The organism is Tessaracoccus zhenghani, assembly GCF_055326325.1.
In genome coordinates this window covers 193338-218243 of sequence record NZ_JBUZNQ010000001.1, presented here as the reverse complement: position 1 = coordinate 218243, position 24906 = coordinate 193338, and the positions used below count along the sequence as shown (strand labels likewise).

Here is a 24906-nt window from a genome sequence, read left to right as displayed (position 1 = left end):
CGGCGCGTGGTGCGCGTCTGGAGTTCGCACCCTGATCAACCCCTGATCTGCCCGCATCCGTCAGCGTCCGGTGGAGGGGAGACCCGGCCGGGTGCGGGTGGCCGCAGGGAACGGGCTGTGGGTGGTCTGCGTGGCAGATCCCGACGGCGTGGCTGCGAGCGGCGTGGGCTGCGGGGAGGGCGGCGCCGAAGGTGTCGGCGAAGGTGTCGGCGACGGCGTCGGTGAAGGCGTCGGTGAAGGCGTCGGGGACGGGCTGGGGGAGGGCAGTTCGGGGGTGGGCCGTGGTGCCGGGGTGACGAGGATGGTCTGTTCCGGGACGCCCAACGGATGCCGGCTGGTGCCCACAGTGGCGGTCCCGTGCCTGATGGTCACCGTCGCCTCCGCTGAGTAGCAGCCCGGCGTCGTCGGCGTAGAGCGCGCCAACCCGTCAAGTGATTCCCCTGTCCATGCCGTGTCTTCGTACTCGACGAGGGTGGCGGCATCCGTCCAGTCGGCGGCCTCGCAGGAGTCCCCGGCCGCCGTCCGGACGGCGGCCACGGGGCCGGCGATCCTCCCGGAGACGCTGACGCTGAGGGGCTCATCACTGCCGGGTACCTCCAGGCCGGGAGGGATGCCGCCGAGGTCGATCCGGTCCGCCAGTACCGTGCCGACCTCCGCGGGTTCCCGCGCCCCGTCGGCGGTCAGCACTGACGTGACGCTCGGGTTCAGCACCACGCCGGTCTCCGGCAGCTGTGGCCAGGCAGGGGGAGCGGGTGGCACCACCGTCGGCCGCGCGTCCAGGGATTCCGCCCAGGTGTAGTAGCCGGCCTCTGGGAAGCGGAGCTCGGTGGTGGCCACCTCCGCGTCGCCATGGGCGTCGTAGCTGCCGGAGAAGGTGGCGGTGTCCACCAGGGGCGCGTCCGAGCGCGAGGACGCCTTCAGTTCTGCCAGGGAGGCGAACGGCCCGTACAGCGCGCTGGTGCCGGTGAACTCCGCACCTGGCCGGCCCTTCGTCAGCGTGACGATGTCCACGGCCGGTGCCCCGCTGTGCGCGATGACGTCGCGGGTCCTGGTGGTGAGCGTGGGGTGGAAGACCTCTGGCTTCAATTCCACGCTCACGGAGTCGTTCAGTTTGACCAGGTCCGGAGCGGCGAGCAGGCGCTGCACGGTGGCCGGTTGGGGGAGGTACAGCTTCGGTCGGGCGCCGGGCAGACCCCGCACCTGGACCGACAACGTGCCCCGCACCGTGGACTCCTCAGGGGACGGGAGGGAAACCCGCACGTGGGCGCCGCCGCCCTCCCCAGTGGACGTGGGGGCCTCGACGATCTGAAGGTTGCCGCTTCCCGCGACGCTGAACGCACGATGCGGGACCGCCACCCCAGCCGCGCTCCGGACCGCCACGATCACGTGCCCCGTGGGGGACTTGCGCGATGGCCGGACCTGCCAGTTGAACTCCAGAGTGTAGGGGCCGGCATAGAGCCGTGCCTCTCTCTCGAGCCGGTCGAACTGGGCCCGCGCACCCGGGTGCGCCGTGACGACGGCGCCCCAGCGTTGCTCCTCGCGGGCCTGCTGGTGGGCGCCGTCGATGGTCCGTAGCCGCACGAAGTGCTCCACCGCCGCACCGATATCGGGCGCGGGTTGCTGTCCGGTGGCCATGAGGACCCAGGCCAGTTCGGCCAACTCACGGTCGGTGGCCGCGGCGCTGCCGTTGCCGTGAGTGCCGTGGCTGGCCCGGTTCTGCTTGCGGAGGACGTAGCCTCCCGGGGCCTGTACCCAGGACGAGGCGTTGCGGGGACCGTCCGCCATGAGGTCCGCGCAGTAGGCCGTCTGCCTGTCCACGTGGTAGGCGCCGTACCAGTTGGTGCCGGTGCCCGGAAGGGCCACCATGTGACCCGAATCGGTGAGGTGGCCGTCCTGCGGACGGGCGGAGGCGGTGGGGATCATGAGCGCGAAGGTGAACAGCGCGATCAGGGCGGTACAGAGCGGACGCCACGTCATTGTTTCTCCAAGGGGGATGGGGTCTGGCACCACCACTGTGGTCAAACCGTCCACGGGATCACCACGCGTTGCCGACCCTGTGGACAACCCGTTTTCGGTCAGTGGGAAACTGGAACGGGATCACACGCCATCAGGAGAGGCCCGACATGCTCGAGTTGAGGGATGTGCGCAAGTCGTACACCACAGGCGACTTCAGTCAGGTCGCCCTCGACGACGTCTCCATCGCTTTCCGCGACAGTGAGTTCGTCGCGGTCCTCGGCCCCTCCGGTTCCGGCAAGACCACCATGCTCAACCTCATCGGTGGGCTCGACCAGTACGACTCTGGCGACCTGGTCATCGACGGCGTCTCCACCGAGCGGTACCGCGACCGCGACTGGGACACCTACCGCAACAACCGCGTCGGCTTCGTCTTCCAGAGCTACAACCTCATTCCGCACCAGAGCGTGCTGGCCAACGTGGAACTCGCGCTCACGCTGGCAGGTGTCACGCGTTCGGAGCGCCGCCGCCGGGCGCGGGCGGCACTCGAGGATGTGGGTCTGGGGGAGCACATCCACAAGCGGCCCAACCAGCTCTCCGGCGGGCAGATGCAGCGCGTCGCCATCGCCCGGGCGCTGATCAACGATCCGGAGATCCTGCTGGCCGACGAGCCCACCGGCGCCCTGGATTCGGCCACCAGCGTCCAGATCATGGCCCTGTTGACGAGCATCGCGATGGACCGGCTCGTCGTCATGGTCACCCACAACCCCGAACTCGCCCAGCAGTACGCCACGCGCACGGTGCACCTCAGCGACGGCCGGGTGGTGGAGGACACGGATCCCTTCCTCCCCGCAGCGCTCGCCCCGGCCGGCCACGGCTGGGCCCGTCGCACGAGCATGGGCTTCCTCACCGCCATCGCGTTGTCCTTCAACAACCTGATGACGAAGAAGGGGCGCACGCTCATGACGTCGTTCGCCGGCAGCATCGGGATCATCGGCATCGCCGCCATCCTGGCCCTGGCCAACGGCGTCCAGGGCTACATCAAGGGTGTGGAGGAGGACACGCTCTCGCAGTACCCGCTCACCATTCAAGCGCAGGGTTTCGACATGACCGCGATGCTGGTCTCCGGCGGGCTGGGGGACGACGGGCCGGGCGGCGCGGACGACGCGCAGGTGCGTGAGGTGCCACTCATGGCCAAGATGTTCTCGAGCGTGGGCACCAACGACCTGGGCTCACTCAAGACCTACCTCGACGACAACGGCGGCGGAATCGACTCGCTGGTCAACGCCGTCGAGTACACCTACGACGTCACCCCCCAGCTGTACGCCGACGACGGGGGCAGCGACCCCCGCCAGGTGAACCCCGACGCGGCCATGGTGGCGCTCGGCTTCGCGCGCTCCCCGGCGGCGGGCGGGGTGACCGCCGGGTTGCGGAGCAGCGCCTTCGACGAGCTTGTGGGTGACCTGGGTCTCGTCGAGGAGCAGTACGACGTGGTCTCAGGGCGCTGGCCCGCCGCGCACGACGAGATGCTCGTGGTGCTGACGGATACCGGCGGCATCAGCGACCTCGCGCTCTACGCAATGGGACTGCTCGATCCCGCCCAGCTCGACGAGATGGTCCGGCAGATGATGGCAGAGGAAGACGTCGTCACACCCACCACCACCCGGGACTTCTCCTACGACGAGGTGATGGACGTCTCGTTCAAGCTCGTGAACGCCGCGGAGTACTACGTGCACGACGACGACTTCGACGTGTGGACCGACCGTAGCCAGGACCAGAGCCACGTCGCACAGTTGGTGGCGGAGGGCACGCCGGTGAAGGTGGTCGGGATCGCGCGGCCCGCGGACGACGGCAACGCCACCCTGAGCCCCGGCATCTACTACACGCCGGCCCTGACCGAGTACCTGATGGCGGAGGCGGCGGAGGCACCCATCGTCCGCGAGCAACTCGCCGAACCATCGGTCAATGTGTTCACCGGCCGGGGCTTCACAGATGAGGCCCCCCGGGAGGAGCTGGACCTGACCTCGCTGTTCACCATCGACGAGGAGGCCGTCACAGCCGCGTTCACCGTCGACGAATCGAAGCTGCAGCCCGATCTGAGCGGCCTCGAGCTGGACCTCGACATGTCGTCGCTCAGCATCGACCCGGCGAAGCTGCCCCCGCTGGACCTCACCTCGGTGCTGGAGGGTCTTGATCCGGCCAACCTCATCCAGTTGCCCGAGATGCCCGCGGTGCCGATGCAGGAGCTGCCCGCCGTCAGCACCGAACAGATCCTGGCCCAGCTGCCGGTCTTCCTGCAGACGTACACCATCTACGCCAATGAGAACGGTCTGGACCCGGCTGATCCGACCGTCGCCATGCCCGCCTTCCTGGCCTCACCCGAGGCGGACTCGACGCTCACGGCGATCGCGCTGGAACTGGGGATCGACCGCACCGCCGTCGAGACCCAGCTGGGTGCCTACCTCGCCTGGGCCGCCGAGCAGGGCCTGGATCCCGCTGACGTGACCGGCAACGCCCAGGTGTTCCTCGCGGACCAGCAGCAGGCGCTGCTCGACACCGCCCTGGACGTGGTGGACACCGACGCGCTGGAGCGGCAACTCCAGGCGGAGCTCGGCTCCTACCTCGAACAGGTGATGCAGGTCTACATGGGTGATGTCGCTGCGCAACTGACTGACGAGATCACCGCGCAGCTGGGTAGTGCGGTCGAATCCTCGATGGCCGGGTTGGCCGACGACCTGCGGGAGGCGGTGAGCATCGACCAGGACGCGTTCATGGCCTCGTTCCAGATGGACAAGAGCCAGGAGGAACTCACGCAGCTGCTGATGTCGACCGCCTCCACCCGGGCGGCGACCTACGAGTCCACCCTGAGGACCCTGGGCTACGCGTCGCCCGACGAGCCGTCGGCGGTCAACATCTATCCCATCGACTTCGAGTCCAAAGCGCAGATCACCGACCTGCTCGATTCCTACAATGAGCGGATGCGTGAGACCGGTCGCGAAGGACAGGTCATCACGTACTCCGACCTGGTGGGTGCGTTGATGAGTTCGGTCACCGACATCATCAACACCATCAGCTACGTGCTGATCGCGTTCGTGGCGATCTCCCTGGTGGTGTCGTCGATCATGATCGGCGTGATCACCTACATCTCGGTCCTGGAGCGGCGCAAGGAGATCGGCATCCTGCGCGCCGTCGGCGCCAGCAAGCGCGACATCCGTCGGGTCTTCAACGCCGAAACCCTCATCGTCGGCTTCGTCGCCGGCGTGTTGGGAGTGGCGATCACCGCGCTGCTCACCATCCCGGCCAACGCCATCGTCTATGCCCGCTTCGACGTCCCGAATGTGGCGGTCCTCCCGTGGCAGGCGGCGGTCGGCCTGGTCCTGATCAGCATGGCGCTCACCGCCGTCGCGGGTCTGCTGCCCGCCTCGTCCGCCTCGCGCAAGGACCCCGTCGAGGCGCTGCGGAGCGAGTGACGCCGCCGGCGTCGGCCACCGGGCCAGGGGAGTGGCGCTCAGGTCCGGTCGGCGGTGTGGGGTAGGGTGAACCGCTCAGTGGGGGCGATTTCGCGCGTTGGTGCCGCTGGGCTAGACTAATCAGGTTGCCTTGGGTCTGTGCCCCTTCGGGGGGACCTTTCCCAGGCTTCGCCACAACCTCCTCTCCCTCGAGCTGGGGGTTCCCTCCTGGCAAAATCCAGGGGGTTCGTTTCTAGTTTCACAAGGCCTTTAACGAGGAACCGGTGGAGCAAGGAGTAGTAATGATCCAGCAGGAGTCGCGACTTAAGGTCGCCGACAACACTGGTGCAAAGGAAATTCTCTGCATCCGTGTGCTCGGCGGTTCCGGACGTCGCTACGCATTCCTCGGCGACACCATCGTCGCCACCGTCAAGGACGCGATCCCTGGCGGCAACGTGAAGAAGGGCGACGTGGTCAAGGCCGTCGTCGTCCGCACCACCAAGGAACGCCGTCGTCCCGACGGTTCCTACATCAAGTTCGACGAGAACGCCGCCGTGATCCTCAACGCCAACGGTGAACCCCGCGGCACGCGCATCTTCGGGCCCGTGGCCCGCGAGCTGCGTGACAAGAAGTTCATGCGCATCATCTCGCTCGCCCCGGAGGTGATCTGACATGTCGCTCCACGTCAAGAAGGGTGACCGCGTCAAGGTCCTGTCCGGTAAGGACAAGGGCGTTGTCGCCGAGGTCATCGCTGTCGATCCCGCCAACGAGCGTGTGACGGTCCAGGGTGTCAACCTCGTCAAGAAGCACCGTCGTGAGTCCCAGACTGCGACCGGTCGCAAGGTCGAAGGCGGCATCATCAACGTCGAGGCCCCCATCCACGTCAGCAATGTGCAGCTCGTGGTGAAGGTCGACGGCAAGGAGGTCCCGACGCGCGTCGGTTACAAGCGTGTCGAGGTGTCCAAGCGTCGTCCCGACGGTTCCGAGTACAAGGCGGAGCGCTCCGTGCGCATCGCGCGCAAGACGGGGGAGGAGATCTGATGACCGCCACCGCTACCACCAACGCGATGCCGCGCCTGAAGACCAGGTACCGCGAAGAGATCGTGCCCGCACTCCAGCAGGAGTTCGACTACGCCAACGTCATGCAGATCCCCGGTCTTGTGAAGATCGTGGTGAACATGGGTGTCGGTGAGGCTGCACGTGACTCGAAGATCATCGAAGGGGCCCTCAAGGACCTCACGGCGATCACCGGTCAGAAGCCCACCGTCACGAAGGCCCGCAAGTCGATCGCCCAGTTCAAGCTGCGCGAAGGCATGCCGATCGGCGCCCACGTCACCCTCCGTGGTGACCGCATGTGGGAATTCGCCGACCGTCTCCTGACCCTGGCGCTGCCCCGTATCCGTGACTTCCGTGGCCTGAACGGCAACCAGTTCGACGGCAACGGCAACTTCACCTTCGGTCTGTCTGAGCAGGTCATGTTCCTCGAAATCGACCAGGACAAGATCGACCGCGTCCGTGGCATGGACATCACTTTTGTGACGTCGGCCGCCAACGATGAGGAAGGTCGCGCTCTGCTCAAGCACCTCGGCTTCCCCTTCAAGGCGCAGGACGACCCGAAGAAGCAGAAGACCAAGCGCGGTCCTGCGTTCTACGCCAAGAAGAAGAAGTGAGTAACTAATGGCTAAGACAGCACTCAAGGTCAAGGCAGCCCGCAAGCCCAAGTTCGCGGTCCGCGCCTACACCCGTTGCCAGAAGTGTGGCCGACCGAAGTCGGTCTACCGCAAGTTCGGCCTGTGCCGCGTCTGCGTGCGCGAGATGGCCCACGCGGGTCAGCTCCCGGGCGTGACCAAGTCGTCCTGGTGACGAGACCCACTACGTCAGAATCAACTAACACCAGGTCCGGGCAGCCGGAAACCGGTGTGAGAAAGAGGCAATAGTCATGACGATGACTGATCCGATCGCAGACATGTTGACACGTCTGCGTAACGCCAACCAGGCGTACCAGGACTCCACGTCCATGCCGTCGTCGAAGATCAAGGTGGGCATCGCCGAGATCCTCAAGAAGAACGGTTACATCACCGATTACGAGCTCACCGAGGTCGAAGGCCAGGTCGGCAAGGTCCTGAAGGTGACCCTGAAGTACGGCGACTCGCGCGAGCGCACCATCGTGGGCCTCAAGCGCGTGAGTAAGCCCGGCCTTCGCGTTTACGCGAAGTCCACCGATCTCCCCAAGGTCCTCGGTGGCCTGGGTATCGCCATCATCTCGACGTCGCAGGGTCTTCTGACCGACCGTGACGCCAAGGCCAAGTCCGTCGGTGGCGAAGTACTCGCCTACGTCTGGTGACCGGGCGAAGGAAGAGGAGAAACTGATATGTCGCGAATTGGCAGGATGCCCATCACCATCCCGTCCGGTGTCGACGTCAAGCTCGATGGCCGACAGGTCGACGTCAAGGGGCCCAAGGGCTCGCTGTCGCTGACCATTTCTGAGCCGCTGAGCGTTGACAAGACCGACGAGGGCCAGCTGGAAATCACCCGTCCCAACGACGAGCGTGAGTCCCGCTCCCTCCACGGCCTGACGCGCACCCTGGTCAACAACATGATCGTGGGCGTCACCGAGGGCTACGAGAAGAAACTCGAAATCGTCGGCGTTGGCTACCGTGTCATCTCCAAGGGTCCGAAGCAGCTCGAGTTCGCGCTCGGCTTCTCGCACCCGGTGATCATCGACGCCCCTGAGGGCATCGATTTCATCGTGGAGACCCCCACGAAGCTGACGATCCAGGGCATCGACAAGCAGGTTGTCGGAGAGACTGCGGCAAACATCCGCAAGCTCCGCAAGCCTGAGCCCTACAAGGGCAAGGGCGTCCGCTATGCGGGCGAGCACGTCCGCCGCAAGGCTGGAAAGGCTGGTAAGTAATCCATGGCGATTTCGATCAGGACCAACAAGACGTTGGCCGCCAAGAGCGCTGCGCGTTCGCGTCGCCAGCTCCGTGCCCGTAAGAAGATCAGCGGATCGCCTGAGCGCCCCCGCCTGGTCGTCACCCGCTCCGCTCGTCACCTGTTCGTTCAGGTGATCGACGACCGGGCCGGCAAGACGCTCGCTTCGGCCTCCACCATGGAAGCCGACCTGCGTACCGTTGAAGCCGACAAGTCCGAGAAGGCCCGCAAGGTGGGTGCTCTCATCGCTGAGCGTGCGAAGGCAGCTGGCGTTGAGAACGTCGTCTTCGACCGTGCCGGCAACAAGTACCACGGGCGGATCGCGGCACTCGCCGACGCCGCCCGCGAGGCCGGGCTCGGCTTCTAACGACGAAAGGAAAGGGATATCACGATGAGTGAAACCCAGCAGCGCCGTAGCGGTGCTCAGGGGGAGCGTCGTGGCCGTGACGATCGTCGTGGCCAGCAGGCTTCCAAGGAAGAGAACAAGTACCTCGAGAAGGTCGTGGCGATCAACCGTGTCGCCAAGGTCGTCCAGGGCGGTCGGCGCTTCAGCTTCACCGCACTGGTCGTCGTCGGTGACGGCGAGGGAATGGTCGGTGTCGGTTACGGCAAGGCGAAGGAGGTTCCGGCCGCCATCGCCAAGGGCGTTGAAGAGGCCAAGAAGAACTTCTTCCGCGTGCCGCTGATCCAGCGCACCATCCCGCACTCGGTTCAGGGCGAGAAGGCCGGTGGCGTCGTGCTGCTGCGCCCCGCGTCCCCCGGTACCGGTGTGATCGCCGGTGGCGCCACCCGTGCGGTGCTCGAGTGCGCCGGCGTGCACGATGTGCTCGCCAAGTCGCTCGGCTCGGCCAACGCCATCAACGTCGTCCACTCCACTGTGGTGGCGCTCAAGCAGCTCGAGATGCCGGAAGCCGTGGCCAAGCGCCGCGGTCTGCCGGTCGAGGATGTCGCCCCGGCGGCTCTCCTCCGCGCTGCCCGCGAGACCAAAGAAGGGGTGGCTTCCTGATGGCAGACCTCAAGATCACGCAGGCCAAGTCTTCGGCCGGCGGCAAGCAGTACCAGCGTGACACGCTGCGTACGCTCGGACTCAAGCGCATCGGTGCTTCGGTGGTGCGGGAGGATCGTCCCGAGGTTCTCGGCATGATTCGTACCGTGGCCCACCTGGTCACCGTGGAAGAGGTGAAGTGAGATGGCGCTGAAACTGCATCATCTGCAGCCCGCCCCGGGCGCCAAGACGGCTAAGACCCGTGTTGGCCGTGGTGAGGGCTCGAAGGGTAAGACCGCAGGTCGCGGCACCAAGGGCACCGGCGCGCGTAAGAACACCCCTGCGAACTTCGAGGGCGGGCAGATGCCTCTGCACATGCGCCTCCCGAAGCTCAAGGGCTTCAAGAACCCGTTCCGTGTCGAATACCAGGTCGTCAACGTCGGCCGCCTCGCTGAGCTCTTCCCTGAGGGCGGCGAAGTGGGCGTCGAGGATCTGGTCGCGGCCGGCGCGGTGCGCGCAGGCAACCTGGTCAAGGTGCTGGGCAACGGGGATGTCTCCATTGCCCTCAACGTGACCGCCAACGCGTTCTCGAACTCCGCCAAGGCGAAGCTCGAGGGTGCCGGTGGCACCGTGACCGAACTCTGATTCGGTCACCAGAGACAGAGACGGCGGGGTGGCTCCGGTTCCGGAGCCACCCCGCTTTCCTGTCCCGCTCACTCACACTGTGAGTTGAGTTTCAGCAGGGACTATCAGCTTGATAGGCTGCCCTGGTTGCCGTGCAGCGATTGCGCGGTCAAAAGTATCTGCTACCTGGAAAGTAGGGGTCGGATGATCTCCGCCTTGGCTAATGCGTTGAGGACGCCGGACCTTCGTAAGAAGCTCCTCTTCACGCTGGGCATCATCGCCGTGTTCCGCCTGGGGTCGACGATCCCTTCCCCGAACGTGAACATGGCACGCATCGATGAGTGTCTGGCCATCGCCACTCAGGGGCCATCCGCCGGCATCTACAACATCATCAACCTGTTCTCGGGTGGGGCGCTGTTGCAGTTGACGATCTTCGCGCTGGGCATCATGCCCTACATCACCGCGTCGATCATCCTCCAGCTCCTCACCGTCGTCATCCCGCGTCTGGAGGCCCTCAAGAAGGAGGGTGCCTCCGGCACGGCGAAGATCACCGAATACACCCGCTACCTGACGCTGGTCCTGGCCATCCTGAACGCCACCGCATTCGTGACGCTGGCCCGCACCGGTCAGTTGCTCCCCGGTTGTGAGGGCATCCTCTACTCCGACGAGCTGTTCCCGCTGGTCACCATGGTCATGGTCATGACCGCCGGCACCGGCATCATCATGTGGATGGGCGAGCTCATCACGGAGCGCGGCGTCGGCAACGGCATGTCGATCATGATCTTCACCCAGATCGTCGCCAGCTTCCCGACGGGCCTGTGGTCCATCAAGCAGTCGCACCAGGGTGCCACCGGCTGGATCCTCTTCTTCCTCGTGATCGGCATCGGCCTGCTGGTGATGCTCGGCATCATCTGGGTGGAGCAGGGTCAGCGCCGCATCCCGGTGCAGTACGCCAAGCGCATGGTCGGTCGTCGCCTCGTCGGCGGCTCCACCACCTACATCCCGCTGAAGGTCAACCAGTCCGGCGTCATCCCGGTCATCTTCGCCTCGTCGATCATGTACCTGCCGGTCCTCTACGCCACCTTCCGGCCGGAGAGCGGCGTCTCCCAGTGGATCCAGGCCAACTTCACCGGCACGGGCATGTACTCGTGGGTCTACAACCTGGTCCAGTTCGTGCTCATCGTCGCGTTCTGCTACTTCTACGTGTCCATCACCTTCAACCCTGAAGAAGTCTCGGACAACATGAAGAAGTACGGCGGCTTCATCCCGGGCATCCGCGCCGGCAAGCCGACCGAGCGTTACCTGGCCTACGTGCTGTCGCGTCTGACGGCGCCCGGCTCGCTCTACCTGGCCACCATCGCCCTCATCCCGACGATCGCCTTCATGGCAGTGGGCGCCCAGCAGAACTTCCCGTTCGGCGGCACTTCCATCCTGATCATCGTCGGTGTAGCCCTGGACACGGTTAAGAAGATCGAGAGCCAGCTCCAGCAGCGCAACTATGAGGGCTTCCTGCGGTGAAGCTACTGATCATGGGTGCCCCAGGCGCGGGAAAAGGCACGCAGGCGACAGCGCTGGCCGACCGCTACGGTGTCCCTGCGATCTCTACCGGCGACATCTTCCGGTTCAACATCAAGAACCAGACCCCGCTCGGCATCAAGGTCAAGGAGATCATCGACGCGGGAGAGTACGTACCCGACGACATGACGGAGCAGATCGTCGCGGACCGCCTGGCGCAGCCGGACTGCGAGCCCGGCTTCCTGCTGGACGGATTCCCCCGCACCATGCACCAGGTGTACTTCCTGGACCGCTACCTCTCGGAGCAGGACCAGCGGCTCGACGCCGTGGTGTCGCTGCATGTCGAGCCTGAGGCCCTCGTCGAACGGCTCCTGGCCCGCGCGGCCAAGGAGGGCCGGGCGGACGACAACGCGGACACCATCCGTCGCCGCATGGAGGTCTACGCGGGCCAGACGGCCCCGCTGCTGTTCCACTACGAGTCGAAGGGCCTCCTCGTCGACATCGAGGGCACCGGCACCGTCGAGGAAGTGCAGCAGCGCATGTTTGACGAACTCGACCTGCACATCAGCCGCCGATGAGCATGATCGAACTGAAATCGGCCGATGAACTGCGCCTCATGCGCAGGGCCGGACTCGTGGTCGCTGAAGGCCTCGACGCCATGGTGGCGGCAGCCACCGCGGGGGTCACGACGGCCGAGGTGGATGCGGTGGGCCGCGAGGTGCTCGCCCGCCACGGCGCCGGCTCTTCCTTCCTGGGCTACGGCGACTACGGCACCCCGTTCCCCGGCGTGGCGTGCATCTCCACAAACAACGAACTTGTCCACGGCATCCCTGGTGACAGGGTGCTGCAGGACGGCGACGTGGTCTCCATCGACTTCGGCGCCATCGTGGAGGGCTGGCACGGAGACGCTGCCCGCACCATCATCGTGGGGTCGGGCGCCGCGGAGGACCAGGCCCTGATCGACGCCACCCGCGAGGCCTTCTGGGCCGGCGCCAGGGCGGTGCGCGACGGCGGCCGGGTGGGCGACGTCTCCAAGGCCATCGAGGGCTATGTCAAGAGCCTGCCCACGCACTACGGAACGTTGCGGGAGTACACCGGGCACGGCATCGGCTCCGAGATGCATATGGACCCTGACGTGCCCAACTGGCACCGCCGTCGGCCCACCCCCAGGTTGTCCGTGGGCATGGCGCTGGCCATCGAACCCATGCTGACCACCGGCACACACCAGACCCTCGAGCTCGACGACGACTGGACCGTCGTCAGCCGCGACGGGTCGAACGGTTCCCACTGGGAGAACACGGTGGCCCTCACCGAGCACGGCATCTGGGTGCTCACAGAACATGATGGTGGAGCCTCCAGGCTCGGTGACCTGTTCGGTCCGCTGTCCGACTGAGCGGCTCCCACAGCGGCCTATGATGGTCCTCATGCCGCTGCCACCGAGCTCGAAGTACCTGCAACGCCCAGGCGACCCCATCGACGAGACGGAGCGCGCCTCCATCACCCAGCGGCTCAATGACGCGTTCGCCGACGGACGTCTCACCCACGACGAGTACGCCGCCGCCATGGACGTGGTCTACGACGCACGCACCCTCGGCGACCTGGTTCCCGTGATGGAGAAGCTACCCGCCGCCGCCGCCCATGTGCCGGCCATCGTCGAGCAGGGCGGGGTCCCGGCAGGACAGATCACGCAGTCGCGCACCCTGGTGCCTGTCGCGATGATGGTGGGCGTCGTCGGCCTTGCCCTGGTGGCGGTGTTGATCATCCTGCTCGTGCTGATCTTCTGAGATACTTCCTGCACGCGCAGTGCAGCCGACGGGGGGAGTGACGGATGCGCACTTCAGCCCATACCGTTCGCCCTCGGCGGGCCAGGCCGCGATTCCGGCTGGGGCTCACCACCCTCATCGCTGTGGTGACCACCTTGGTGGTGTCGCTCGCCCTCGTCATTTTCGGCATGAACCTCGAGCGCGCTCCTGATGCCGGACCGCCCCCTGCCGGGGGTGAGCAGGTCCCGGAGCCGGGAGCCGGGCCGGGGGAGTGGGAGCTGCCCGGGCAGACCTGGGAGCCGTTGCCGGGCCCAGACCCGGTGTCGCCGCTCTACGACGCGCAGGTCACCACCCTGAACGCCCTGGCCCCGGTCGCGCTGGAACACTGCGCCTCCCCGAAGACCGTCCGCGACGAGGCGGAGTGGGAGGCGGCGGTGCGCGACCAGTGGTTCTGCGTGCACCGTTCCTGGGTGCCCACGTTCCAGCAGTTGGGGTGGCTGACGGCGGCTCCGGGCGTCCAGTTCTTCACCGGTGAGGGCGACGACAGCGCCTGTGGCTACCTGGAGGCGCCCGCGTTCTACTGTTCGGCCGAGGGCGGCAGCGTCCACTTCGGTGCGCGGCACTTCGACATGGCGCGCACGTGGGACCTGTCGGTCAACGAGATGGTCAACCACGAGTACGGGCACCACCTGCAGAGCCTGGCCGGCATCACGCGGGCCAAGACAGCGATGGCCAACACCCCCGTGCTGGAGCGGCGCGCGGAGTTGCAGGCCACCTGCTGGTCAGCCGCCATGACCCGTCACAACAGCGCCTTCCGGTTCGGGCAGGAACAGTATGAGTCCTGGATGGAGCGACTCGCGACGATGCGCGCCGACGGGGTGCACGGTTCACGCGAGTCGCTCCTGTACTGGGGTACCCGCGGCCTCTACGCGGCCACCATGAACGACTGCAACACCTGGACGGTGCCGGACGACGAGGTCGCCTAGGAGCTTCTGGTGGGGGAGCTGGCCTGCGAGCATCGCGGCCAGTGCGAGGCTGAACCCGCCGAGTTGGGGGAGGGTGAGACTTTCGCCCGGGCCACGGCGGAGGCCGCCGCCGCCCGTGACTGCGCGCAGGGGCTTCTGTCTGAACCCCGCTGCTCGTAATGTCGGGAGAGAGCAGGAGGTTCGACATGCCCAAACCCTATGGAATCCAGATCTGCGTCGACACGCGCGACGCCCACAACCTCGCGGACTGGTGGGCGGAGTCCCTCGGCTGGACGGTGGAGCCCAGCGATCCTGTGTTCATCCAGCGGATGATCGACGGGGGATACGCCACCGAGGCGGACACCCAGACACACAGGGGGAACCTGGTGTGGAGGGGGGCGGCAGCCATCTGCCCGCCGGACGAGGTGGGCAGCCCGGGGCGGCGCCGCATCCTCTTCCAGGATGTGCCTGAGGAGAAGCAGACCAAGAACCGCCTGCACTACGACGTCCACTCCGGTGGCGACGACATCGACGCCCTGCGCGACGAGTTCCTCGCCCGCGGCGCCTCGTACGTCGACTCCCACAACCAGGGGACGCACCGGTGGCACGTCATGCTGGACCCCGAAGGCAACGAGTTCTGCGTCAGCTGACCACTCAGTTGTCGGCGAACACGCCGATGATGGGATTCCATTCCTCGACGAGGCGCTCGCTGATGAGGCCCGCAGCCCAGAAGGGGTCGGCGTCGAGGGCCGACGTCACCTCGTCCCCGGATCCGGCCCGCAGGAGGAGCAGTGCGCTGGGGCGCGCCGCACCGACGAACGGGCCACTGGCCACCAGCGGGCCGGCCGTCAGGGAAGCGAGGAATTCCCGGTGGCTGGGGCGCACCCTGTCCAGCTCGGCGGTGTCGTCGGAGTAGGTGTAGCAGACAGCGAAATAGGCCATGGGGACAGGGTAGTGGCGAGGCAGGGGCGGGCCCCCGTTTGGCCAGCGACGGCTGTGGGCGTAAACTTGCCGATTGCAGTATCATCCGGCGCGCGCTCAGAGCGCCCGGTGGCGAACAGAAGAGAGTTTATGGCGAAGAAAGAGGGAGCTCTCGAACTCGAGGGCACCGTGGTCGAGGCCCTGCCCAACGCGATGTTCCGCGTCGAACTGGCCAACGGCCACAAGGTGTTGACCACGATCAGTGGCAAGATGCGGCAGCACTACATCCGCATCCTGCCGTCGGACCGCGTCGTCGTGGAGCTGTCGCCCTACGACCTCACCCGCGGACGCATCGTCTACCGACACAAGTGAGACCTGCGGCTCCGGCCGCACCCTCTCGAGCGCTGCCCGGTCCCTTCGTGGGCCGGCGGCGCTTTCTATTTTGGATACCGGCCAGTACGCCGTCGGCCCGCACCGCAGCGGGCCCTGAGCGTGCTTTTGCCTTCCGCGCACGCCTAGCGTAAAGTTGCTCCTCGGTCGTCAATGCCCGTGCGCGCCCGCGTGCCCGTGGCCACTTCGACCAAGCTCATCCACCGCAAGATTGGGCGCGCCCTGCGCTCCCAGTCGCCGATTGAAAAGGTTGCTCGAATGAAGGTTCAGCCGAGCGTCAAGAAGATCTGCGACAAGTGCAAGGTCATCCGCCGGCACGGTCGTGTGATGGTGATCTGCGACAACCCGCGCCATAAGCAGCGCCAGGGCTGATCACAGGCCACCGCGGACGAGGGCCCCAGGCCTGGTTCCGCCTGACAACTGAAACAACGTGATAGCTAGATCCCCCAGCGGGATCGACCACCCTTGGACGAAGGCCAAGGCCCCGTCGGTGCTCGAGCCGAGCACCATAGGCGGCGGGGACGCGTCACGCCCACACCTTCGCATAGGAAAGGAAACCGCCTGATGGCACGCCTAGTTGGTGTTGACCTGCCGCGCGAAAAGCGCCTCGAGGTCGCACTCACCTACATCTTCGGCATCGGCCGTACCCGCGCCGCCGAAACCCTCGCCGCGACTGGAGTCTCCGGCGATCTCCGCGTCCACCAGCTGACCGACGACCAGCTCGTCGCGCTGCGCGACCACATCGAAGGCAGCTACGAGATCGAGGGTGACCTCCGTCGTAGCACTGCCGCCGACATCCGCCGCAAGGTCGAGATCGGTAACTACCAGGGCCGTCGCCACCGCAGCGGCCTCCCGGTTCGTGGTCAGCGCACCCGCACCAATGCCCGCACCCGCAAGGGCAAGAAGAAGGCCGTCGCTGGCAAGAAGAAGGCACGCTGACCTCCGGGTCGAGCGCCTCCTCTCAAGGACTCAAGGAGACTTAAGAACATATGGCTACTGCAAGCCGCAAGGCCGGCGCCAAGACCAAGGGCCGCCGCAAGGAAAAGAAGAACGTGCTCGCCGGTCAGGCGCACATCAAGAGCACCTTCAACAACACCATCATCTCGATCACCGACCCCACGGGCAATGTGATTTCGTGGGCCTCCGCCGGCACCGTCGGCTTCAAGGGCTCGCGTAAGTCGACCCCGTTCGCCGCTCAGATGGCCGCCGAGGCCGCTGGTCGTAAGGCCATGGAGCACGGCATGAAGCGCGTCGACGTGTTCGTCAAGGGCCCGGGCTCGGGCCGCGAGACCGCTATCCGTTCGCTCGGTGCCGTCGGCCTGGAGGTCGGCGCCATTTCCGACGTGACCCCCACACCGCACAACGGCTGCCGTCCGCCGAAGCGCCGTCGCGTCTGATCCGGCCCGAGAGAGAATAGGACTAATACATTATGGCTCGTTATACCGGCCCGATCACCAAGAAGTCCCGTCGACTCGGGACTGACCTTGTCGGCAACGACAAGGCCTTCGAGCGTCGTCCGTACCCTCCGGGTCAGCACGGCCGCGGTCGCACGAAGGACTCCGAATACTCGCTGCAGCTTCGTGAGAAGCAGAAGGCGCGCTTCGCTTACGGCGTGCTCGAGAAGCAGTTCCGTCGCTACTACGAAGAGGCCGACCGTCACCCCGGCAAGACCGGTGACCGTCTGCTGCAGATCCTGGAGTCGCGTCTCGACAACGTCGTGTACCGCTCCGGTTTCGCTTCGACGCGTCGTCAGGCCCGTCAGCTCGTCGTCCACGGCCACTTCCTGGTCAACGGTGGGCGCGTCAACATCCCGTCGTACCGTGTCCGCGCCAAGGACATCATCGACGTGGCTGAGAAGTCGCTGAACCTGACCCCGTTCGTCATCGCCCGTGAGACCCACGGCGAGCGTTCCGTTCCCGCATGGCTGGAGGCCCGTCCCAACCGGATGCGCATCCTCGTGCACCAGCTCCCCGTCCGCGAGCAGATCGTGGTCGATGTCCAGGAGCAGATGATCGTCGAGCTCTACTCGAAGTGATCCGTCGGGGCCTCGTGCCCCACCACCGCCCCGTCCGGCTCGCTCCGGGCGGGGCGCTGGGCCCGACGGTCGGGCTCAGCACTATTCGCGCCTTCATATAGCGGTCGGCGCGGGGAGGAAACACCATGCTCATCGCACAGCGCCCGGGCCTCACGGAAGAGGTCGTCTCGGACCACCGGTCCCGGTTCGTCATCGAGCCTCTCGAGCCCGGCTTCGGCTACACGCTCGGCAACTCGCTGCGTCGCACCCTGCTGTCGTCCATCCCGGGCGCCTCGGTCACCAGCATCAAGATCGAAGGCAACCAGCACGAGTTCTCCACGGTGGAGGGCGTCGTCGAGGACGTCACCGAGATCATCCTGAACCTCAAGGGCCTCGTGATCTCCTCGGAGGAGGACGAGCCCGTCGTCATGTACCTCCGCAAGGCAGGCGCCGGATCCGTCACCGCCGGTGACATCCAGCCCCCGGCCGGCGTCGAGATCCACAACCCCGAGCTGCACATCGCCACTCTCAACGAGACCGGCAAGCTCGAGATGGAACTCGTCGTCGAACGCGGCCGTGGTTACGTCAGCGCAGTGCTGAACAAGGATCCCGATTCCGAGATCGGCCGCATCCCGGTCGACTCGATCTACTCGCCGGTGCTCAAGGTCACCTACAAGGTCGAGGCCACCCGCGTCGCCCAGCGCACCGACTTCGACCGTCTCATCGTCGACGTCGAGACCAAGCCGTCGATGACGCCGCGTGACGCCGTCGCTTCGGCCGGCACCACCCTCGTAGAGCTGTTCGGCCTTGCCCGCGAGCTCAACGTGGACGCCGAAGGCATCGAGATCGGCCCGTCGCCCGTCGACGAGCAGATCGCCGAGTCGTTGAACCTCCCTGTCGAGGATCTGGAATTGTCGGTCCGCTCCTACAACTGCCTCAAGCGCGAGGGCATCCACACCGTGGGTGAACTCGTGGCCCGCAGCGAAGAGGATCTGCTCGACATCCGCAACTTCGGCAGCAAGTCGATCGACGAGGTTCGCGAGACCCTCGCCAACCTCGGCCTGTCGCTGCGTGACTCGCACCCGGGCTTCGACCCGCTGCAGGCCATCGAGCGCTACGACGAGGACAACGACGAAGACGCTGACTTCGCCGAGACCGAGCAGTACTGACCGCCCACACCGCTACTCACACTGGAGAATTGATCAATGCCTAAGCCGACCAAGGGTGCCCGTCTGGGCGGTAGCCCGACCCATCAGCGCCACATCCTGCGCAACCTGGCCACCCAGCTCTTCGAGCACGGCCGAATCACCACCACCGAGACCCGTGCCCGTCTGCTGCAGCCGGTTGCCGAGCGTCTGATCAGCAAGGCCAAGCGCGGTGACCTGCACAACCGTCGCCTGGTGCTGCAGTCGGTCACCGACGTCGACGTCGTGCGTCGTCTCTTCGACGAGATCGCCCCCACCTTCGAGGGCCGCAACGGTGGCTACACCCGCATCACCAAGATCGGCCCCCGCAAGGGCGACAACGCCCCCATGGCAGTGATCGAACTGATCACCGAGGCCGTGGCACCGAAGGCCAAGGCGCCCAAGGCCGCACCGGCCGAGGAGCCCAAGGCTGAGGAGACCGCAGAGGTTGAGGAGACCGAAGAGGTCACCGAAACCGACGAGGTCGCCGAGACCGAGGAGTCGCCGGCCGCGGCCGACGAGACGGCTGCTGACGAGGACGCTGCAGAGTCCAAGTGACACCATCCAGAAGGGGCCCCCGTCGTGGGGCCCCTTCTCTTCCACCGGTAGGGTTTCGTTAGTTTTGGCCGTTCAGAGGAGAGACCAGATGCTGCGACGAGTTCTTGCAGGTGCCGCTGTCGCCGCATTGCTGCTCACTGGCTGCGGCGCGCAACTGGGCACCCCTGACCAGGTGTCGATCGGTGGCGTGACCATCGTTTCCCACCCGTCGTTGGACCTGATCTGGGAGGGCGTGAAGGAAGGCCTCGCCGAGGCGGGCTACGTCCAGGGCGAGAACCTCACCCTGGAGTTCCAGAATCCCCAGGGCGACCAGGCCACTCTGACCAACATCGCCAACACCTACGCCGCCTCCAAGCACGACCTGTTCGTGGCGATCGCCACGCCGCCGGCCCAGGCCATGGCGCAGGTGATCCAGGACCGGCCCATCGTGTTCGCGTCCGTGACGGATCCGGTCGCCGCTGGCCTGGTGGATTCGATGGAGAAGCCGGGCGGCAACGTCACCGGCACCTCGGACCAGCTGCCCACCGACCAGCAACTGAAGCTGATCCTCGACATCGACCCCACCGTCGAATCCGTGGGGATCGTCTACTCGGCCTCCGAGGTCAACGCCCAGGTGCAGGCCGAGAAGGCCATTGAGGCGGGCAAGGAACTCGGGGTCGAGATCAAGACAGTCACCATCCAGAACTCCTCCGAGGTGCAGCAGGCTGCGGAGTCGCTCGACGTCGACGCCTATTTCACCCTCGTCGACAACACCGTCGTCTCGGCGATGGAGTCCATGGTGCAGGTGGCCGAACAGAAGCAGGCGCTGCTGGTCAGCTCGGATCCTGATTCGGTTGAGCGCGGCGCGGCCGCGGCACTCTCGACCGACTACAAGGCGCAGGGTCTGCAGACGGCGAAGATGATCGTCGAACTCCTCAAGGGAGGGGAGCCGGGCGACACCAGCGTCCAGCTGCAGGAATCACTGGAGACCGTGGTCAACCCCGCCGCCGCTGAGCGGATGGGCGTGACCATTCCCAAGGCAGTCATCGACGAGGCCGCCACCACGTACTGAGGGGTGGACGCCGGCGCCCACCCGCGCCGCGGAAGCCTAGTCTTTACAGGCACTCACCCTTTCGCGCAAGGAGAAACATGAAACTCAAGGTTGTCGCGCTCGGCACCATCGCCGCGCTCGCACTGACCGGCTGTGGCGCCGCAGAGGAGGGCTCCACGGAGTCCTACAAGATCGGCATCGCCACCATCGTCTCCCACCCGGCGCTCGACGCCGTCGCCGACGGCTTCAAGGAAGCCATGGCGGAGGCCGGTTACACGGAGGGTGAGAACCTCACCATCGACCTGCAGAACGCCCAGGGCGACCAGTCGACGCTCACGAGCATCGCCAACACGTTCGCCAGCTCGGACTTCAACGGCTACCTCGCCATCGCGACCCCCACCGCCCAGGCGCTGGCCAACGTGATCACGGACAAGCCGATCGCCTTCGCCGCCGTCACGGATCCGGTCGCCGCCGGCCTCATGCAGGAATGGGACGCCCCGGACGCCAACATCACCGGCGTCTCGGACCTCAACCCCATGGACGCGCAGCTCGACCTCATCAAGGAGATCCTGCCCGAGGCCGTCACCGTCGGCATCGTGTACTCCTCCGGTGAGGTCAACTCCGAGGTCCAGGTGGCTGAGGCCGAGAAGGCCGCCGAATCCCGTGGCATGGAGATCAAGACGGCCACCGTCACCAACTCCGCCGAGGTGCAGCAGGCCGCCGAGTCGCTCGACGTCGACGCCTACCTGATCCCCACCGACAACACCGTCGTCTCCGCCGCCGAGTCCCTCGTGCAGGTGGCCGAACAGAAGTCCGTGCCCGTCTTCGCCTCGGACGAGTCGACGATGGAGCGTGGCGCCACCGCCGGGCTCTCGGTGAACTACATCCAGCAGGGCAAGGACGCCGCCGCCGTGCTGATCAAGATGCTCGAGGGCACTCCCGCCTCCGACATCCCGGTCGAGACGCAGAAGCAGTTCGACCTGTTCGTCAACGAAGAGGCGGCCGCGGCCCAGGGCATCGAACTGCCCCAGGCGGTCGTCGACCGCGCAACCAAGAAGTTCTGAGTACCTAGATGATCATCGCGCTCGAGATCGGCCTGCTCTACGCCATCATGGCGTTGGGCGTCTACCTCACCTACCGGGTCCTGGATTTCCCTGACCTGACGGTGGACGGTTCGTTCACGACAGGAGCCGCCACGTGCGCCATCCTGCTCGTGAACGGGGTGCCGGTCTGGGCCGCGATGATCGCCGGGATGGTCGCCGGCATGCTCGCCGGCGCCATCACCGGGCTGCTCCACGTCTGGGGCAACATCAACCCCCTGCTCGCAGGAATCCTGACCCAGATCGCGCTGTACTCCATCAACCTGCGCATCATGGGCAACCGGGCCAACGTGCCGCTGCTGCGCACCGAAACGCTGTTCAGCTGGTTCCGGGGCGAACGGCTGCTCGGCACCTGGATGTCGGTGGCGGCGTTCAGCGTCGTGGTGCTCCTCGTCGGGCTGGTGGTCTACTGGTTCCTCGGCACCAGCTTCGGTGTGTCCATCCGCGCCACCGGCGACAACGAGATGATGGCCCGTTCGCAGGGCATCAACACCGGCGTCACCAAGATCGTCGGCCTGATGATCTCCAACGGCATGGTGGCCCTCTGCGGCGCGCTCGTGGCGCAGTACCAGGGCTTCTCGGACATCTCCATGGGCATCGGCCTCATCGTCGCCGGCCTGGCCTCGGTCATCGTCGGCCAGGCCATTTTCGGGATGACCGCCGTGTGGCAGGCCGTGCTCGCCGCCGCCCTGGGGTCGGTCATCTACCGTGGCGTCATCCAGATCGCCCTCAACAACGGCTTCAACCCCAACGACATGAAGCTCATCTCGGCGGTGCTCGTCGTGCTCGCCCTGGTGCTGCCGCAGTGGGGTCCCCTCAAGAAACTGCGCCGCCAACGCCGTCGTCGTCAGGCCGCAGAGGCAGGAGTTGCCTGATGCTCGAACTCGCCTCAGTCACGAAGCGCTTCTTCCCCGGCACCGTCAACGAGCGGGTCGCGCTGGACGCCATCAACCTCACCCTCCACGAGGGAGACTTCGTCACCGTCATCGGCTCCAACGGCGCCGGTAAGTCCACCATGCTCAACGTGGTCTCCGGGCGGTACCCGGTGGACGGCGGCAAGGTGATGATCGACGGCAAGAACGTCAGCCGCACCCCGGAACACCAGCGGGCCAAGTGGGTCGCGCGCGTCTTCCAGGACCCCATGGCCGGCACCTCGCCGCACCTCACCATCGAGGAGAACCTGGCCATCGCGTTCGAGCGTGGCCGGAAGCGAGGCCTGCGGATGGCCGTGACCAGCCCCAAGCGCGCGGTCTTCAAGGAGGCCCTCACCACGCTGGAACTCGGGCTGGAGAACCGCCTCGACATGCGTGTCGGCATGCTGTCGGGCGGCCAGCGCCAGGCACTCAGCCTGCTCATGGCCACCTATGCGCAACCCGCCATCCTTCTCCTCGACGAACACACGGCCGCGCTGGATCCGGCGCGCGCCGCCCTGATCACCCGCCTCACCGGCGAGGCCGTGGAGCGGCATCGGCTGACCACCCTCATGGTCACCCACAACATGCACCAGGCCATCGAACTGGGCAACAGGCTGATCATGATGCATGAGGGCCGCATCGTCCTCGAGGTGGACGACGAGGCCAAGAAGTCGATCACGGCCGAGCAACTCACGCAGGAGTTCGCCAAGATCAAGGGCGCCAGCCTGTCGGACCGCACCCTGCTCGACTGACCTCCCGACCGAGTCCATCGTCCCCTGGGAACCGACGCCCCCGGAATGGGTACGGTAGGGGAATGCGCATCGCCCAGCTGGCCAACTTCGTCGGCCCCACGTCCGGGGGCATGAAGGTGGTCATCGAAACCCTGGGTCAGGGCTATGTCGACGCCGGGCACACGCGCATCTTCGTCGCGCCGGGGGAGAAGGACCAGATCCTCGAGACCGAGGCCGGCATCCTCGTGCAGGTCCGCGCCCCCAAGGTCACCGAGCAGTACCGCATGATCTTCCAACCCTGGCGGGTGCTCGACGTGCTGGACAGGTTCCGGCCCACCTCCATCGAGGTGTCGGACAAGTGGACCCTCTCGCCGGCGGCGAACTGGGCCGCCAAGCGCAGCGTCGGTTCCGTGCTCTTCAGCCACGAGCGGCTGTCCGACATGTTGGCGATGTTCGTGCGCTCCAGCTTCGGCGTCGAGACCATCGTGGGCGGGCTCAACCGCCGGCTGTCCCGCAACTTCGACACCGTCGTGGTCACCAGCCGCTTCGCGGAGGAGGAGTTCGCCGACACCGGCGCCAACCTGGCGCTCGTCCCACTGGGCGTGGACCTGGAGACGTTCCACCCCGACAAGGGGGAACCGGCCGACGACGGCGTGCTCAAGTTCTGTTACGTGGGCAGGCTCTCCCACGAGAAGAGCCCCCAGCTGGCCGTGGCCACCGTCGTCGAACTGCACCGGAGGGGCCATCAGGTCCGGCTGGACCTGTACGGCACCGGCCCCGACCAGGCCGAACTGGAGGCGGTCGCCGGCAGCGCGCCCGTGTTCTTCCACGGCTTCGTGCCAGGCCGGGACGAGGTGGCCAGGCGCATCGCGCAGCACGACATCTCGTTGTCCGTCTGTCCTGCGGAGACGTTCGGCCTCGCCGTGCTCGAGGCGCTGGCGTGCGGCACCCCCGTCGTCAGTTCCACCAGCGGGGGAGCCAGCGAACTGGTCGACGCCGCGTCCGGCGAACGCGGCGACGCCAACCCACTGTCGCTGGCAGACGCCGTGGAACGGCTGATCCCGCGTCTCGGCCCAGAGCTGCGGCGTGCGGCACGGGCGCGCGCCGAGCAGTATCCCTGGCAGCGCACCACCGACGCGATGTTGGCGCTGCACAGACAACTGGCAGACGAGGTGCCGTACCGGAAGCTGCGGGGCTTCGCGCACAATCCGAAGGGGAAACGGCTGTGAGAAGGAAGAAGCGGCTCAAGATCGGTTGGTCGCCGCTGGTGGCGCTGATCGGTGCGCTGGTCCCGGTGGCGGCCCTGGCGCCGCGCAGACCGTTGGTGTCCGGACCGCACACCGTCGCCGCCCTGGCGCAGCAGTGCCGCGAGACGGGCGCGACCGGGAGGGCCCTGGCCGACGAGGCGGTGAAGGCTGTCGCGCGGGCCTTTCCCTACTATTCGCTGTGGCACCTCTGGGAGCCGCCGGAGCGCGCGCTCCGGTCGCACCGGGGTTGGTCGCACCAGTACAACACGGTGCTCCTCCTCGTGCTGCGCGAACTGGGCTTCAAGACCCGTCTGGTGCACTCGGCCATGGTCCGGGGCTTCCAAAATCCATGGTGGCTGCGCGGGCACACCTGGGCCAAGGTGGCCGTGGGCGGCTACGAGCTCGACGCCTGCGCCTCGGACGAGACGAACCGGGTGGGGGCCGTGAACTTCGTCCCGCTGACCAGGGAGCTGCCGCTGCGCCGCGTGACCCGGTGGGCACTGGGCGCCTGGATGGGCTCCTTCGTCGCGATCGCGGTCTGGCACGCCTGGCTGACGGGCCGGGAGGTGGCGCCCTGGGTGTACGGCCGCAAGGTGCGCCGGGGAAGGGCTTCCGCGACCTGACGCGTT

Annotated in this window: 32 protein-coding genes; 30 read left to right on the top strand and 2 right to left on the bottom strand. The window is 66.5% G+C overall.

The features are described from left to right. Positions 1–60: 60 nt before the first annotated feature. Positions 61–1977: a hypothetical protein gene (locus tag ACZK4S_RS01040; RefSeq protein ID WP_463643093.1), complete on the bottom strand. Its 1917-nt coding sequence runs from the start codon at positions 1975–1977 to the stop codon at positions 61–63. Positions 1978–2123: 146 nt separating this feature from the next. Between ACZK4S_RS01040 and ACZK4S_RS01035 the strand changes: the two genes are divergently transcribed. The 17 genes from ACZK4S_RS01035 to ACZK4S_RS00955 all read left to right on the top strand — a co-directional run bounded on the left by ACZK4S_RS01035 (position 2124) and on the right by ACZK4S_RS00955 (position 14838). Then, on the top strand, positions 2124–5423 hold the full coding sequence (locus tag ACZK4S_RS01035) for an ABC transporter ATP-binding protein/permease (protein WP_463643092.1): 3300 nt from the start codon (positions 2124–2126) through the stop codon (positions 5421–5423). Between the two features lie 281 nt (positions 5424–5704). Next, entirely contained in the window at positions 5705–6073 is a 369-nt protein-coding gene (gene rplN / locus ACZK4S_RS01030; protein ID WP_076058004.1) for a 50S ribosomal protein L14, read from the top strand. A 1-nt stretch (position 6074) separates the two neighbouring features. Then, the gene (gene rplX / locus ACZK4S_RS01025) at positions 6075–6443 is read left to right on the top strand and encodes a 50S ribosomal protein L24 (protein WP_076058006.1); all 369 of its coding nucleotides are present in this window, start codon (positions 6075–6077) and stop codon (positions 6441–6443) included. Next, positions 6443–7072: a 50S ribosomal protein L5 gene (gene rplE, locus ACZK4S_RS01020; protein ID WP_076058008.1), complete on the top strand. Its 630-nt coding sequence runs from the start codon at positions 6443–6445 to the stop codon at positions 7070–7072. Before rplX ends, rplE begins: the two co-directional genes overlap by 1 nt. A 7-nt stretch (positions 7073–7079) precedes the next feature. Then, positions 7080–7265, top strand: a complete 186-nt coding sequence (locus tag ACZK4S_RS01015; protein ID WP_076058010.1) for a type Z 30S ribosomal protein S14 — start codon at positions 7080–7082, stop codon at positions 7263–7265. Between the two features lie 76 nt (positions 7266–7341). Beyond that, entirely contained in the window at positions 7342–7746 is a 405-nt protein-coding gene (gene rpsH / locus ACZK4S_RS01010) for a 30S ribosomal protein S8 (RefSeq protein ID WP_076058012.1), read from the top strand. Between the two features lie 27 nt (positions 7747–7773). After that, complete coding sequence (gene rplF, locus ACZK4S_RS01005) at positions 7774–8316, top strand: 50S ribosomal protein L6 (protein ID WP_076058013.1); 543 nt, start codon at positions 7774–7776, stop codon at positions 8314–8316. Between the two features lie 3 nt (positions 8317–8319). Further along, complete coding sequence (rplR, locus tag ACZK4S_RS01000; protein WP_076058016.1) at positions 8320–8703, top strand: 50S ribosomal protein L18; 384 nt, start codon at positions 8320–8322, stop codon at positions 8701–8703. 24 nt (positions 8704–8727) lie between these two features. Then, a complete protein-coding gene (gene rpsE, locus ACZK4S_RS00995; protein ID WP_076058018.1) occupies positions 8728–9342 on the top strand; it encodes a 30S ribosomal protein S5 in 615 nt (204 codons plus the stop codon). Next, the gene (gene rpmD, locus ACZK4S_RS00990) at positions 9342–9524 is read left to right on the top strand and encodes a 50S ribosomal protein L30 (protein WP_459398002.1); all 183 of its coding nucleotides are present in this window, start codon (positions 9342–9344) and stop codon (positions 9522–9524) included. Before rpsE ends, rpmD begins: the two co-directional genes overlap by 1 nt. Before the next feature lies 1 nt (position 9525). Further along, on the top strand, positions 9526–9966 hold the full coding sequence (rplO, locus tag ACZK4S_RS00985; RefSeq protein WP_182763777.1) for a 50S ribosomal protein L15: 441 nt from the start codon (positions 9526–9528) through the stop codon (positions 9964–9966). A 183-nt stretch (positions 9967–10149) separates the two neighbouring features. Further along, entirely contained in the window at positions 10150–11463 is a 1314-nt protein-coding gene (gene secY, locus ACZK4S_RS00980; RefSeq protein ID WP_463643091.1) for a preprotein translocase subunit SecY, read from the top strand. Further along, positions 11460–12038, top strand: a complete 579-nt coding sequence (locus ACZK4S_RS00975; RefSeq protein ID WP_076058026.1) for an adenylate kinase — start codon at positions 11460–11462, stop codon at positions 12036–12038. The genes secY and ACZK4S_RS00975 overlap by 4 nt, the downstream gene beginning before the upstream one ends. After that, complete coding sequence (gene map / locus ACZK4S_RS00970; protein ID WP_463643090.1) at positions 12035–12853, top strand: type I methionyl aminopeptidase; 819 nt, start codon at positions 12035–12037, stop codon at positions 12851–12853. Before ACZK4S_RS00975 ends, map begins: the two co-directional genes overlap by 4 nt. A gap of 31 nt (positions 12854–12884) precedes the next feature. Continuing rightward, positions 12885–13244, top strand: coding sequence for a DUF1707 SHOCT-like domain-containing protein (locus tag ACZK4S_RS00965; RefSeq protein WP_463643089.1), 360 nt, complete (start codon positions 12885–12887; stop codon positions 13242–13244). 122 nt (positions 13245–13366) lie between these two features. Further along, on the top strand, positions 13367–14209 hold the full coding sequence (locus ACZK4S_RS00960; protein ID WP_463643088.1) for a neutral zinc metallopeptidase: 843 nt from the start codon (positions 13367–13369) through the stop codon (positions 14207–14209). 185 nt (positions 14210–14394) lie between these two features. After that, complete coding sequence (locus ACZK4S_RS00955) at positions 14395–14838, top strand: VOC family protein (protein ID WP_076058034.1); 444 nt, start codon at positions 14395–14397, stop codon at positions 14836–14838. 4 nt (positions 14839–14842) lie between these two features. Here the strand turns inward: ACZK4S_RS00955 and ACZK4S_RS00950 are convergent, their stop codons facing one another. Further along, on the bottom strand, positions 14843–15130 hold the full coding sequence (locus ACZK4S_RS00950; RefSeq protein WP_463643087.1) for a YciI family protein: 288 nt from the start codon (positions 15128–15130) through the stop codon (positions 14843–14845). A gap of 129 nt (positions 15131–15259) precedes the next feature. Here ACZK4S_RS00950 and infA point away from each other — a divergent pair, with 129 nt between their 5' ends. The 13 genes from infA (at position 15260) to ACZK4S_RS00885 (ending at position 24900) form a co-directional block, all read left to right on the top strand. Further along, the gene (gene infA, locus ACZK4S_RS00945; protein ID WP_040284660.1) at positions 15260–15481 is read left to right on the top strand and encodes a translation initiation factor IF-1; all 222 of its coding nucleotides are present in this window, start codon (positions 15260–15262) and stop codon (positions 15479–15481) included. Between the two features lie 276 nt (positions 15482–15757). Beyond that, positions 15758–15871 carry a 50S ribosomal protein L36 gene (gene rpmJ / locus ACZK4S_RS00940; RefSeq protein ID WP_002514836.1) on the top strand — a complete coding sequence of 38 codons (114 nt, stop codon included), beginning with the start codon at positions 15758–15760 and terminating at the stop codon, positions 15869–15871. Positions 15872–16063: 192 nt separating this feature from the next. Further along, positions 16064–16438: a 30S ribosomal protein S13 gene (gene rpsM / locus ACZK4S_RS00935; protein ID WP_076058038.1), complete on the top strand. Its 375-nt coding sequence runs from the start codon at positions 16064–16066 to the stop codon at positions 16436–16438. Positions 16439–16488: 50 nt separating this feature from the next. Continuing rightward, a complete protein-coding gene (gene rpsK / locus ACZK4S_RS00930; RefSeq protein ID WP_076058040.1) occupies positions 16489–16896 on the top strand; it encodes a 30S ribosomal protein S11 in 408 nt (135 codons plus the stop codon). 32 nt (positions 16897–16928) lie between these two features. Next, complete coding sequence (gene rpsD, locus ACZK4S_RS00925; RefSeq protein WP_076058042.1) at positions 16929–17534, top strand: 30S ribosomal protein S4; 606 nt, start codon at positions 16929–16931, stop codon at positions 17532–17534. A gap of 125 nt (positions 17535–17659) precedes the next feature. Then, on the top strand, positions 17660–18682 hold the full coding sequence (locus tag ACZK4S_RS00920; protein ID WP_182763769.1) for a DNA-directed RNA polymerase subunit alpha: 1023 nt from the start codon (positions 17660–17662) through the stop codon (positions 18680–18682). Between the two features lie 36 nt (positions 18683–18718). Continuing rightward, positions 18719–19255 (top strand): 50S ribosomal protein L17, encoded by a 537-nt coding sequence (gene rplQ / locus ACZK4S_RS00915; RefSeq protein ID WP_463643086.1) that lies wholly within the window; start codon positions 18719–18721, stop codon positions 19253–19255. Between the two features lie 88 nt (positions 19256–19343). Then, positions 19344–20306 carry an ABC transporter substrate-binding protein gene (locus tag ACZK4S_RS00910; protein ID WP_463643085.1) on the top strand — a complete coding sequence of 321 codons (963 nt, stop codon included), beginning with the start codon at positions 19344–19346 and terminating at the stop codon, positions 20304–20306. A gap of 77 nt (positions 20307–20383) precedes the next feature. Beyond that, complete coding sequence (locus ACZK4S_RS00905) at positions 20384–21349, top strand: ABC transporter substrate-binding protein (protein WP_463643084.1); 966 nt, start codon at positions 20384–20386, stop codon at positions 21347–21349. A gap of 8 nt (positions 21350–21357) precedes the next feature. Next, positions 21358–22260, top strand: coding sequence for an ABC transporter permease (locus tag ACZK4S_RS00900; protein WP_463643083.1), 903 nt, complete (start codon positions 21358–21360; stop codon positions 22258–22260). After that, on the top strand, positions 22260–23051 hold the full coding sequence (locus tag ACZK4S_RS00895) for an ABC transporter ATP-binding protein (protein WP_463643082.1): 792 nt from the start codon (positions 22260–22262) through the stop codon (positions 23049–23051). The genes ACZK4S_RS00900 and ACZK4S_RS00895 overlap by 1 nt, the downstream gene beginning before the upstream one ends. 62 nt (positions 23052–23113) lie before the next feature. After that, the gene (locus ACZK4S_RS00890) at positions 23114–24259 is read left to right on the top strand and encodes a glycosyltransferase (RefSeq protein WP_463643081.1); all 1146 of its coding nucleotides are present in this window, start codon (positions 23114–23116) and stop codon (positions 24257–24259) included. Further along, positions 24256–24900: a transglutaminase-like domain-containing protein gene (locus ACZK4S_RS00885; RefSeq protein ID WP_083665280.1), complete on the top strand. Its 645-nt coding sequence runs from the start codon at positions 24256–24258 to the stop codon at positions 24898–24900. The genes ACZK4S_RS00890 and ACZK4S_RS00885 overlap by 4 nt, the downstream gene beginning before the upstream one ends. Positions 24901–24906: the final 6 nt, after the last annotated feature.

Excerpts from the sequence above, each read along its gene's own strand:
- secY (WP_463643091.1), top strand. The coding sequence starts at position 10,150 with ATGATCTCCGCCTTGGCTAATGCGTTGAGGACGCCGGACCTTCGTAAG.
- rplN (WP_076058004.1), top strand. The coding sequence starts at position 5,705 with ATGATCCAGCAGGAGTCGCGACTTAAGGTCGCCGACAACACTGGTGCA.
- rpsH (WP_076058012.1), top strand. The coding sequence starts at position 7,342 with ATGACGATGACTGATCCGATCGCAGACATGTTGACACGTCTGCGTAAC.
- ACZK4S_RS00895 (WP_463643082.1), top strand. The coding sequence starts at position 22,260 with ATGCTCGAACTCGCCTCAGTCACGAAGCGCTTCTTCCCCGGCACCGTC.
- rplO (WP_182763777.1), top strand. The coding sequence starts at position 9,526 with ATGGCGCTGAAACTGCATCATCTGCAGCCCGCCCCGGGCGCCAAGACG.
- ACZK4S_RS00955 (WP_076058034.1), top strand. The coding sequence starts at position 14,395 with ATGCCCAAACCCTATGGAATCCAGATCTGCGTCGACACGCGCGACGCC.
- rplF (WP_076058013.1), top strand. The coding sequence starts at position 7,774 with ATGTCGCGAATTGGCAGGATGCCCATCACCATCCCGTCCGGTGTCGAC.
- rplQ (WP_463643086.1), top strand. The coding sequence starts at position 18,719 with ATGCCTAAGCCGACCAAGGGTGCCCGTCTGGGCGGTAGCCCGACCCAT.
- rpsD (WP_076058042.1), top strand. The coding sequence starts at position 16,929 with ATGGCTCGTTATACCGGCCCGATCACCAAGAAGTCCCGTCGACTCGGG.
- rpmD (WP_459398002.1), top strand. The coding sequence starts at position 9,342 with ATGGCAGACCTCAAGATCACGCAGGCCAAGTCTTCGGCCGGCGGCAAG.
- rpsE (WP_076058018.1), top strand. The coding sequence starts at position 8,728 with ATGAGTGAAACCCAGCAGCGCCGTAGCGGTGCTCAGGGGGAGCGTCGT.
- ACZK4S_RS00890 (WP_463643081.1), top strand. The coding sequence starts at position 23,114 with ATGCGCATCGCCCAGCTGGCCAACTTCGTCGGCCCCACGTCCGGGGGC.
- rplE (WP_076058008.1), top strand. The coding sequence starts at position 6,443 with ATGACCGCCACCGCTACCACCAACGCGATGCCGCGCCTGAAGACCAGG.
- rpmJ (WP_002514836.1), top strand. The coding sequence starts at position 15,758 with ATGAAGGTTCAGCCGAGCGTCAAGAAGATCTGCGACAAGTGCAAGGTC.
- ACZK4S_RS01040 (WP_463643093.1), bottom strand. The coding sequence starts at position 1,977 with ATGACGTGGCGTCCGCTCTGTACCGCCCTGATCGCGCTGTTCACCTTC.
- infA (WP_040284660.1), top strand. The coding sequence starts at position 15,260 with ATGGCGAAGAAAGAGGGAGCTCTCGAACTCGAGGGCACCGTGGTCGAG.
- map (WP_463643090.1), top strand. The coding sequence starts at position 12,035 with ATGAGCATGATCGAACTGAAATCGGCCGATGAACTGCGCCTCATGCGC.
- rplX (WP_076058006.1), top strand. The coding sequence starts at position 6,075 with ATGTCGCTCCACGTCAAGAAGGGTGACCGCGTCAAGGTCCTGTCCGGT.
- ACZK4S_RS00905 (WP_463643084.1), top strand. The coding sequence starts at position 20,384 with ATGAAACTCAAGGTTGTCGCGCTCGGCACCATCGCCGCGCTCGCACTG.
- ACZK4S_RS00920 (WP_182763769.1), top strand. The coding sequence starts at position 17,660 with ATGCTCATCGCACAGCGCCCGGGCCTCACGGAAGAGGTCGTCTCGGAC.
- rplR (WP_076058016.1), top strand. The coding sequence starts at position 8,320 with ATGGCGATTTCGATCAGGACCAACAAGACGTTGGCCGCCAAGAGCGCT.
- rpsK (WP_076058040.1), top strand. The coding sequence starts at position 16,489 with ATGGCTACTGCAAGCCGCAAGGCCGGCGCCAAGACCAAGGGCCGCCGC.
- ACZK4S_RS01015 (WP_076058010.1), top strand. The coding sequence starts at position 7,080 with ATGGCTAAGACAGCACTCAAGGTCAAGGCAGCCCGCAAGCCCAAGTTC.
- ACZK4S_RS00950 (WP_463643087.1), bottom strand. The coding sequence starts at position 15,130 with ATGGCCTATTTCGCTGTCTGCTACACCTACTCCGACGACACCGCCGAG.
- ACZK4S_RS00910 (WP_463643085.1), top strand. The coding sequence starts at position 19,344 with ATGCTGCGACGAGTTCTTGCAGGTGCCGCTGTCGCCGCATTGCTGCTC.
- rpsM (WP_076058038.1), top strand. The coding sequence starts at position 16,064 with ATGGCACGCCTAGTTGGTGTTGACCTGCCGCGCGAAAAGCGCCTCGAG.
- ACZK4S_RS00900 (WP_463643083.1), top strand. The coding sequence starts at position 21,358 with ATGATCATCGCGCTCGAGATCGGCCTGCTCTACGCCATCATGGCGTTG.
- ACZK4S_RS01035 (WP_463643092.1), top strand. The coding sequence starts at position 2,124 with ATGCTCGAGTTGAGGGATGTGCGCAAGTCGTACACCACAGGCGACTTC.
- ACZK4S_RS00965 (WP_463643089.1), top strand. The coding sequence starts at position 12,885 with ATGCCGCTGCCACCGAGCTCGAAGTACCTGCAACGCCCAGGCGACCCC.